This window comes from Terriglobales bacterium (genome assembly GCA_035624475.1).
GTDB lineage: Bacteria > Acidobacteriota > Terriglobia > Terriglobales > Acidobacteriaceae > DASPRL01.
In genome coordinates, this window is sequence record DASPRL010000031.1 from 1 (window position 1) to 8,748 (window position 8,748).

Sequence of the window (8,748 nt, forward strand, 5' to 3'; positions counted from 1 at the left end):
GAGCTTCGGAGGCGGCGCTCAGGGGCGGGGCGGCCGGGTTGGGGGCGGGCGCCGAGGCGGGCTTCTGTGCCGCCGCCGAGGAGACGGCGAGCAGCGTGGCCAGGAGCGCCAGCGCGGCGGCGGATTGTCGCAGGCAAACCACTGGGAGCGGCGGGGAGACAGGGGAATTGTAGGGCGAGAGGGGAACAGCTTGCCAAATTTTCTCGGGACGTGGGCGCCGAGACCTACGAAACCCAGAGCATGAGCCCCTTCTTGACGATCCAGACGTCTTCTTTCTTTTCCAGCAGCACCATGTACCCCGCGCCGCACAACCAATCGCAGGAGGTATCGACGCGTAGCAAGGCCTGTTTGCCATCGGAACTGAAGGCCACTCGGGACAACCTAGTGAAGCCCTGGGAATCGGGGAACTTGCGGTAGAAGCCGTCCCAGCCGAAGTCAGGGTTCTTTGCGCCCTGCTTGAAGATGCCATCAATCTCCTCTTGAGAAACGAACGTGACGTTGAGGGATGTCTCAAAGTGGTTTTCCACAGGCGCTGCCGCCTTGTTCCGTGTCAGGAACACATCCACCAAGCCGGGATCCATCCCCTGCAGCCCCCCCTTCACGTACTTGCTCCAGTTCGGTTCGTCCTTCTCCTTATAGGGTCCGCCAGTGTGATCCACGATGACCAGCGTCTTGAGTTGCTTACTGGGTAACTCATCCTCAGCGAAGTGCTTAGACCGCAGAACAGTGCGCAGATAGGCGTTGTAGACCGCGTACTCGTCGGGCGTTACCGCATCCTCAGCCGCCGGCTTCTGAGCTGCGCCCGGTGTCGGCCAGATCAGCGCCAGCAACACAACCGCAACGAAGAGGGCTTTCGCCTTCATAGGTCTCCTCTGATTCGAAGATTCTAAAGCGAGTTGCCCGCCGGGAATAGGGGTCCTTCACTAGCTCAGTCGCTCGCTCCCTCGCCGCGTTCAGGATGACAAACAAGAGATTGGGGCGCCGCTTGGCGGCGCCCCGGCTGAGAACTGGGAACCGGGAACCGGCAACTGCTCCTACGGAGCTTCGATCAATTCCATCTTCCCGTCCTTGGTGCGGTGCAGGACCTTGACCTTGCCGTTGGTGTCGCGGAAGACGAAGACGTCGCGGTCACGGAACTCGGCTTCCTTGATGGCTTCCTCCAGGGTCATGGGGCGGAGGGAGACCGAGTCCTGGGAGCGCACCAGGTGGGCTTCGGTGGTGCGGGCCACGGGCGGGTAGGCGTGCACCACCAGGGGAACGGCGGTGGCGGCGGTGGCGCCGATGGCGAACTGCACCTGCTCCTCGGCCTGGCTGCGGGCCTCGAATTTCTTGCGTGCCTGGCGCTTGCGGGTGCGCCAGCGCGCCTTGTACTTCACCGTCTGCTTCTCGATGCGGTCCAGGGCCTGGGTGATGGCCAGGCCCATGTCGGTGGCCTCGCCGATGCCCACCAGGGCCTGGTTGCGGACGGTGAGCGCGATCTCGGCGATGTAGCGGTACTTCTCGCAGGCCAGGATCACGTGCGTGTCGAAGTTGTCGCCCAGGAGCTTTCTCAGCTTGGCCAGGCCTTGTTCGATCTGCTTGCGGATGAGGGGAGTCACTTCGTACTGCCGGCCGGTGTATTCCACGTTCATTTGCTCCCTCCTCAGAACCACCCGCTCCGTCCAGGTGCGGCGGGACGGGCCACACTGCGGGGCCAAACAACCTAACTTTTCACCCTGCGCTGGTGGGTGCTCGGGATGCGCATGTCCTCCCGGTACTTCGCGACCGTGCGACGAGTGACCTGGATGCCCTGCGACTGGAGGATGCGGGTGATCTGCTCGTCGGTCAACGGCCGGGTGGGGTCTTCCTCTTCGATGAGCTTCTTGACGCGGCGCTTGAGAATGACCAGGGAGGTGCCGCCGCCCTCCGGGCCCTGCACGCTCTCGCTGAAGAAGTAGCGCAGTTCGAAGACGCCCTGGGGAGTGTGGGCGTACTTGCCGGCCACGGCGCGGCTCACGGTGGAGGGGTGGACGCCGATCTCCTCTGCTACTTCCTTGATCATCATGGGCTTGAGGTGGTCGAGGCCGCGGTCGAGGAAGTCGCGCTGGCGGCCCAGGATGGCGTAGCAGACCTTGAGGATGGTCTGCTTGCGCTGCTCGATGTTCTTGATGAGCTGGATGGCGGACTTGTAGCGCTCCTTGACGTAGTTGCGCACGTCCTTCTCGGCGGCGCCGCGGGTGAGCAGGCGGCAGTAGGCGGGATTGAGGCGGAGTTGGGGAACGTCGTCGTCGTTCATCACCACCAGGTACTCGTCGCCCTGCTTGACGAAGGCGACGTCGGGCTCGATGAGGCGGGGCTCGACGCGGTTGTAGCGCAGGCCGGGCTTGGGATCGAGGGTGCGGACGAACTCGATGGCCTGCATAACCGCCTCCACCGGGCGCCCCATGGCCTTGGCGGCCTCGCGGTACTGCTTCAACTGCACGGCGTGGAGTTGGGTGTCGACCAGGGCGAGGGCGTCGGCCAGGAGCTGGGCGGTGTCGGCGCCGTTGCCGTTGCTGTGACCGTTGGCGCGCGTCTGATGCATGTGCTGATGGTAGCGGAGTTGGGCCAGCAGGCACTCGCGCAGGTCGCGGGCGGCGACTCCGACCGGGTCCATCTGGCGCACCAGCTCGATGGCCTCCTGCAGCGCGGCGCGGTCGAAGGCGGGCGTGGCGGCGGGAGCGGGAGGCTCAGCGGGGGCGGCGTGCGCGGGAAGCGGGGCCGGGGCGGGCTCGGGCGCCACGCCACCTTCCGCGGTGGGCGCAGCGGCTTCGCGTTCCTCCTCTTCCCCGTCCTCGAGCAGGGGCACGCCGGCCTCGGCCGCGACCAGGCCCAGCAGCTCGTCGTCGCTGGCGGTGAGGTAGCCGTCCTCGTTGAGGTTGCCGATGATGAGTTCGGCGGCCTCGCGCACCTCCGGGCGCACGTTCATGGCGCCCAACTGCCACATCAGGTGGTCGGTGAGGGTGGCGGGGCGGGAGAGGAAGTTCTCGAAGGAGGGCTTGTCGATCTCTTCGGACTGGGGGCTGCGGTAGCCGGGGTCGAGATAGTTCTGGAAGAAGGAGCCGAAGTCGATCTCGTCGAAGGGGTCCTTCTTCTCGTTGGCCAGCACCGGCTCTTCCGGGACCTCTTCGCGCTCGCGCTTCTCCTGGCGGCCGGCCACCTCGTCGAGCAGCGGCACCTGCGCGTCCAGCTCCTCCAGGATGGGGTTCTCCATGATCTCGGCGGTGATCATGTCCTTGAGCTCCAGCTTGTTGAGCGCCAGCACGCTCACCATCTGCACGAGCCCGGGCGTGAGGATCTGCTTTTGCGAGACCCGCAGGTTCAATCTGGGCTGGAGCAGGACCATGGGTTTTCCTGACGTGGGCGGGGCCGCGGCCCCGCCGCCGGAATCAGACCAGGGAGAAACTCTCTCCCAGGTAGACGCGTTTGACCTCCGGATCGTTGCCGAGCTGCTCGGGCGTGCCCGAGCGGAAGATCCTGCCTTCGTTGATGATGTAGGCGCGATCGGTGACCGACAGGGTCTCGCGCACGTTGTGGTCGGTGACCAGCACCCCGATGCCGCTGGCCTTCAGGTCGAAGATGATCTTCTGCAGGTCGAGGACGGCGATGGGGTCGATGCCGGAAAAAGGCTCGTCCAGCAGGATGAAGGCGGGGGTGATGCACAGGGCGCGGGCGATCTCCACCCGCCGGCGCTCGCCTCCTGACAGGGCGTAGCCGCGGTTCTTGCGGATGTAGCCCAGGCCGAGCTGGTCGATGAGTTCCTCCAGCCGCTCCCGGCGCTCGTGCCAGGAGATGGGCTGGGCCTCCAGCACCGCCAGGATGTTCTCCTCCACCGTCAGCTTGCGGAAGACGGAGGGCTCCTGGGGCAGGTAGCTGATGCCGTGGTTGCGCGCCCGCAGGTACATGGGCACGGTGGTGAGGTCGGTGCCGTTGATGTGGATGCGCCCGGTGTCGGCGGGGGTGAGGCCCACGATCATGTAGAAGGTGGTGGTTTTCCCGGCGCCGTTGGGCCCGAGCAGGCCCACCACTTCCCCCTGGGCGACCTCCAGACTGACGCCGTCGACTACCCTTCGCCCTCGGTACGATTTGCCGAGCTCGTCGGTCGCCAGGGTCGACATCTATTTACTGACTCGCGTCCGGGTGACGGTGCGTGTGGAACCCTTGCTTTCCACGAGCACCCTATCATCGCGACTGAAGAAAGTCAACGAATCCCCGGTCACAGAGCCGTGTTCGGCATCAAAAATGCTAGGAGAACCGCCCGTCAGGACGAATTTACCGTCCTCCGGGGTATAGACCAGGTGGTCGCCCTGGGCTTGGCGGCCGCCCTCCTGCACCCGGATATGGCCCTCGGCCAGCACCCGCTCCACCCGGCTGGCGCTGGGAGGCGCCCCGGGCTCGGCCCGCTCCGCCCGCGGCGCCAGCACCACCGTGGCCTGGTCGGCGGTGAGGGTGGCGTCGGCGCTCTTGCTGGTGACGCCGCCTTCGAGGTGGGCCTGGCGCTCGGCGTCCACGTAGCTCAGGCGCCCGCAAAGCACGTTGACCGGGATGACCCTCCCCTTCTGGCTCTCCTCCACGAAGACGGTGGAGACCAGCTCGCCCCCGGCGGCCTGGGCGGTCAGGGTGCGGTGCGGGCGGTCAAAGGTGATGACCGGGGCCTGCACGATGTTGGCGCCCTGCCAGAGGCGGGCCTGGCCGCTGTAGCGCGCCACCCCGGTGTCCTGGCGCGCGGTGGCCGAGCGCGCGGTCACGTGGATGGGGTCGGAAGAGGCCAGCAGCGCGCCCCCGGGCTGCTCCTTCAGGTCCACATAGGTGGATTTCACGTCGCCCTCGGCCGTGGCCTGGCCGCTGCGGCGGTCGAAGCGGATGGTCTGGGCGGTGGTGGTGAGGCCGCTCTCGCTCACCCGGGGCGCGCCGGTGAGCACCAGGGTGTCGTCGGCGGGGAGGTAGCGCGCCTGCCCGGCGGTGGCGGTGCGCGGCCCCTCGCTGTATTGCACCTGGCCCTCCTGCAGCACCCCCGCGATGCCGCCGCGGGGAGCGAAGCTCACGGTCAGCGACTGGCTGGTGCTGACCCGGTCGGGCTTGCCGGGGGTGGCCGAGACGATGCGGGTGTTGGGGGCTCCGTGCAGGCTCCGCAGGTGGTTGCGGGCGTCGAAGGAGGCCTGGAACTGGTCGGCGGTGACCACGGTGGAGCCGCCCAGCGCCGTCCCCGGCGCGGGCAGCAGGGTGATCTGGGCGGGGCCGGCGGTGACGGCCTGGTCCAGCCGTTTCCCGTCCTTGACAAAGAAATCCACTGCCTGGGCGGTCAGGTCCACGCCCTGGGCCGCCGGGCTCTTGCCCTGGGCGGGCCGCGGCGGCTGGGTGAAGCGGACCCCGTCCACGGCGGAGACTTTGCGGAGGCGGTTGCGCGGCCCGAAGTCGAGCAGGGCACGCCCGGCGGTGCCGCTGGCCACGGTCTCGCCCGCAAGCTCCAACGCCACCCCTCCGCTGAGCGCCGCCGAGCGCACCTGGTTGCGCGCGCCCATGCGGAAGTCGGCCTGGGGAGCGCGCAGCAGGGCGCTGGTGGGACCGTGGGCGGCGCCGCGCACGTCGCCGGAGGCCACGGCGCGGTCGAGGGTGTTGTCGTCGCGCAGGAAGAAGGTCAGCTTCTGGCACTCCAGGGAGCGCTCTGCCTGCTCGACGCGCACCGAGTCCAGTTCCGCCTGCCGGGGCTCCTTGGTGAAGAGGGCGTGGTCGGCCAGCACGGTGGCGCCCTGAGGCCCGGCCAGCTTCACCCGCACCTGCGAGCGCAGGGTGAGCAGGTTGGCGCGCGAGTCGTAGTAGGCGCCCACGGCCGAGCCACTGGCCTGGGGCACGCGGAATTCGATGGTCCCGGTGGCCGAGGCGAAGCCGGTGTTGCGGTTGAAGGTCATGCCGTGGGTGCTGAGGTGGATGGGGTTCTTCAGTTCCTTGGGCGGGACCTGGTCGGGGCGCAGCGGCCCCTCCAGATCGTTCTCCAGGTCGATGTTGACCTCGCCGGGGGCGGAGATCTCCCCGCTCTGCGGGTCATACTCGAAGTCGGAGCCGTAGATCTGGTCGTAGCGGTTGGCCTGGCGGCCGTAGACCACGATGCTCACGTCCTGGAGCTGGATGCGGCCGCTCTGCTTGAGCTGGATCTCCTTGGAGGCGCGGATGGTGAATAGCGTGCGCCCGCCCTCGGAATGGGAATAGGTGAAGCCGGTCGTGCTCTGCTGGACCTCGGAACCGGCCGACCGCACCGGCCCCGGGATGATGGGCCGGGCGCGCAGCCGGGCGTAGACATAGAAGCCGGCCACGACCACGACGATGGCGGCGGCGGAAAGGGCGAAGGCGCGCCGCAGGCGCTGAACCGGGACGGGCATTGCCTCCCATCTTACAGGATGGGTCGGCTCAGGAGCGGCGCAGCACCAGGGTGCCGGCGATCATGTCGTGCAGCGCCTGCTTCTTCTCCGTCCAGCCCGCCATCATGTAGCCGATCAGCAGGGTGGCCGAGGAGATGAGCTTGGAGAAGTGGCGGCCGGTGGCGCGGGCGAAGGAGATGCGCCGCCCGCCCAGGTCGGTGACGTAGATGCCCACCACCCGCTTGCCCAACGTGGCCTGCTTGGAGGAGCTCTCGAAGAACGCGAAGTAGAGCCAGTAGGAGAGCAGGCCGACCAGGCCGCCCAGCAGCGCGGCCACGATCTGCAGGGCCGCCTGGTCGGCGCCGCCGCCGGCCCCGGCCAGCCCCACCATCAGCCCCACCATGAAGGAGAGGGGGATGATCACGAACTCGAGCAGGATGGCGTCGATCATGATCGCCCCGACGCGCAGCCAGAAGCCGGCATAGCGAGGCGCGGCCGCCGCCGCGGGCGCGGCCGCGGCGACGGGGGCCATCTGGGCGGCGGAGGCGGCGGGAGCCGCGGAAACCACCGGCGCCGCCACCACCACGGGCGCGGCCGCAGGAGGCATGGCGGCCGCCATGCCCTGCGAAAGGGGCGGCGCCGCAGCGGGCGCAGAACTGCGCCGAGGCCGGCAGTTGCGTCCCGCACTTCACGCAGAAGATGGTGCCTTCGGGCGACATGGCGGGGCACTATAGCGCCGGGGCGGACGAGTGTAAAGGCCTCTACGAGACGATGACGGCCCCCGTCTCACGTGTCGTCATCCTGAGCGTCGGGGCCTGCCAGAGACACCTTGGTAAACCTTTCCTCGCGCAAATCGTCTAGGGGAGCCGAGTCACCACAATCGCCTCCTGGAGGGGTCTGCATGCGCGAATGGTCCGGCAAGTTTCTGATGGTCTACTCCGGGGTCCTCACAATCGTCTTTGGCGCCACACTGCTGACCGGCCTGTCGGCCGACTCCAGGGTCAAGCAATTCGACGAGATCAGCGTTCATCGCATCAACGTAGTGGAACCGGACGGCACCTTGCGCATGGTGATCTCGGACCGCGCGAGCTTCCCTGGCTCTTTCGTCAAAGGGAAAGAGATTGCGCGCGCCGACCGCAAGGCCACAGGACTGCTGTTTCTTGACGATGAAGGCACGGAGATGGGCGGGTTGATCTTCGGGGGTGGCAAGAACAAGGATGGCGCAGTGGCCAGCAATGGTCATCTCAGCTTCGATCAGTACATGCAGGACCAGGTGTTCACGATCGATGCCGGGGAAAGCAATGGCCATCGCTACTCGGCCCTGGTCATCTCCGACCGGGGCGATTACCCGATCACCGAAGCCTTCGAAGCCGCAGCCCGCATCCGCGCCCTGCCACCGGAACAGCAAAGAGCGGCGTGGCTGGAGTTCTACAAGACGCATCCGGGCGATCAGAACCGCATCATCCTCGGGCGCTATGACGGATCGGTCTTGCTGCGCATGAAGGACACGCAGGAACGCGATCGCATCGTGATGAAGGTGGATGTGAACGGACAACCGACGATCCAATTGCTCGACGAGCACGGGAAGGTCATCGGTCAGTTGCCGCCGAAGCAGTGAGGGAGGCGCCGGCTCAGGTCCCGGCGGGAGCCGTGGCCGGCACCACGGCGTTGCGACGCCGGGGCGCGCGCGAAGTCGCGCAGCACCAGTTGCAGCCCGCCGGTTGAAGCCCGACCCAGGGCTGAAGCCGGGCCTACCAAGCCGTGCCTTCCGGGGAGCGCCCCGGGCTCAGGAGCGGCGCATCACCAGGGTGCCGGCGACTCGTCCACATCAACTTGACCCTCTACGGCTCGAAGTACTCGGTGCCGTCGACGCCGATGTAGCCGTCGTGATCGCCGATCCGCACGTAGGCCAGACCATGATCGAACTCCATGGTCTGGTCATACTTGGCCGGGATCACCACCTTGCCGGTCCTGTCGAGGAACCCGGGGGACTACAGCGCCGCTCTCTCCGGCTGACAAGGGGGCGGACCTGGCAGGGTGGTATTTATCGGAGCTTCCAGCGCTAGAGCATCTTGTCCCTTGGATCCGCTTGAAGGCGACCCGCTAAAACCGGGGGTCTGGGCGCAGCGCTATTTTTTCGGGCTAGTGAAGTGTATTTCGACGCTGGCGGCATCCTTGCCCATGACTATCAGATCCAGCCTGAAGGCCGCCCCTGTTGCAGGGTTCTTCGCCTCATGCCAGGCAGTAAACAAATCTTCGTCGGTGCCATCCTTCTTTTCCTGAGACACCGTCCAGCCGGGGCCGAGGATCGACTGCAATTGTGCGGCGTCGTGCTCGTATCGCTGCTTCGCGACTGCCAGGGCTACGTATTTCA

At 67.0% G+C, this 8,748-nt stretch carries 8 protein-coding genes and 1 pseudogene; 1 reads left to right on the forward strand and 8 read right to left on the reverse strand.

Annotated elements, in window-relative coordinates; translation table 11 throughout:
• Nucleotides 1-224: 224 nt before the first annotated feature.
• From VEG08_01495 to VEG08_01520, 6 genes are all read right to left on the reverse strand, one after another.
• A complete protein-coding gene (locus VEG08_01495; protein ID HXZ26651.1) occupies nt 225-863 on the reverse strand; it encodes a hypothetical protein in 639 nt (212 codons plus the stop codon).
• A gap of 171 nt (nt 864-1,034) precedes the next feature.
• Complete coding sequence (gene raiA / locus VEG08_01500; protein ID HXZ26652.1) at nt 1,035-1,631, reverse strand: ribosome-associated translation inhibitor RaiA; 597 nt, start codon at nt 1,629-1,631, stop codon at nt 1,035-1,037.
• Nucleotides 1,632-1,702: 71 nt separating this feature from the next.
• Nucleotides 1,703-3,364 carry an RNA polymerase factor sigma-54 gene (gene rpoN / locus VEG08_01505; GenBank protein HXZ26653.1) on the reverse strand — a complete coding sequence of 554 codons (1,662 nt, stop codon included), beginning with the start codon at nt 3,362-3,364 and terminating at the stop codon, nt 1,703-1,705.
• A 43-nt stretch (nt 3,365-3,407) separates the two neighbouring features.
• Nucleotides 3,408-4,136, reverse strand: a complete 729-nt coding sequence (gene lptB / locus VEG08_01510; GenBank protein ID HXZ26654.1) for an LPS export ABC transporter ATP-binding protein — start codon at nt 4,134-4,136, stop codon at nt 3,408-3,410.
• A complete protein-coding gene (locus VEG08_01515) occupies nt 4,137-6,395 on the reverse strand; it encodes an LptA/OstA family protein (protein HXZ26655.1) in 2,259 nt (752 codons plus the stop codon).
• Nucleotides 6,396-6,423: 28 nt separating this feature from the next.
• A complete protein-coding gene (locus VEG08_01520; protein HXZ26656.1) occupies nt 6,424-6,981 on the reverse strand; it encodes an RDD family protein in 558 nt (185 codons plus the stop codon).
• A gap of 294 nt (nt 6,982-7,275) precedes the next feature.
• Here VEG08_01520 and VEG08_01525 point away from each other — a divergent pair, with 294 nt between their 5' ends.
• A complete protein-coding gene (locus VEG08_01525; GenBank protein ID HXZ26657.1) occupies nt 7,276-7,992 on the forward strand; it encodes a hypothetical protein in 717 nt (238 codons plus the stop codon).
• Nucleotides 7,993-8,215: 223 nt separating this feature from the next.
• Here the strand turns inward: VEG08_01525 and VEG08_01530 are convergent.
• Nucleotides 8,216-8,347, reverse strand: a pseudogene (locus tag VEG08_01530) (WG repeat-containing protein).
• Nucleotides 8,348-8,503: 156 nt separating this feature from the next.
• The coding region (locus VEG08_01535) for a hypothetical protein (protein HXZ26658.1) at nt 8,504-8,748 on the reverse strand (245 nt) is incomplete at its 5' end.

Coding starts and splice junctions, on each gene's coding strand:
- VEG08_01495 (HXZ26651.1), bottom strand. CDS start 863: ATGAAGGCGAAAGCCCTCTTCGTTGCGGTTGTGTTGCTGGCGCTGATC.
- raiA (HXZ26652.1), bottom strand. CDS start 1,631: ATGAACGTGGAATACACCGGCCGGCAGTACGAAGTGACTCCCCTCATC.
- rpoN (HXZ26653.1), bottom strand. CDS start 3,364: ATGGTCCTGCTCCAGCCCAGATTGAACCTGCGGGTCTCGCAAAAGCAG.
- lptB (HXZ26654.1), bottom strand. CDS start 4,136: ATGTCGACCCTGGCGACCGACGAGCTCGGCAAATCGTACCGAGGGCGA.
- VEG08_01515 (HXZ26655.1), bottom strand. CDS start 6,395: ATGCCCGTCCCGGTTCAGCGCCTGCGGCGCGCCTTCGCCCTTTCCGCC.
- VEG08_01520 (HXZ26656.1), bottom strand. CDS start 6,981: ATGCCTCCTGCGGCCGCGCCCGTGGTGGTGGCGGCGCCGGTGGTTTCC.
- VEG08_01525 (HXZ26657.1), top strand. CDS start 7,276: ATGCGCGAATGGTCCGGCAAGTTTCTGATGGTCTACTCCGGGGTCCTC.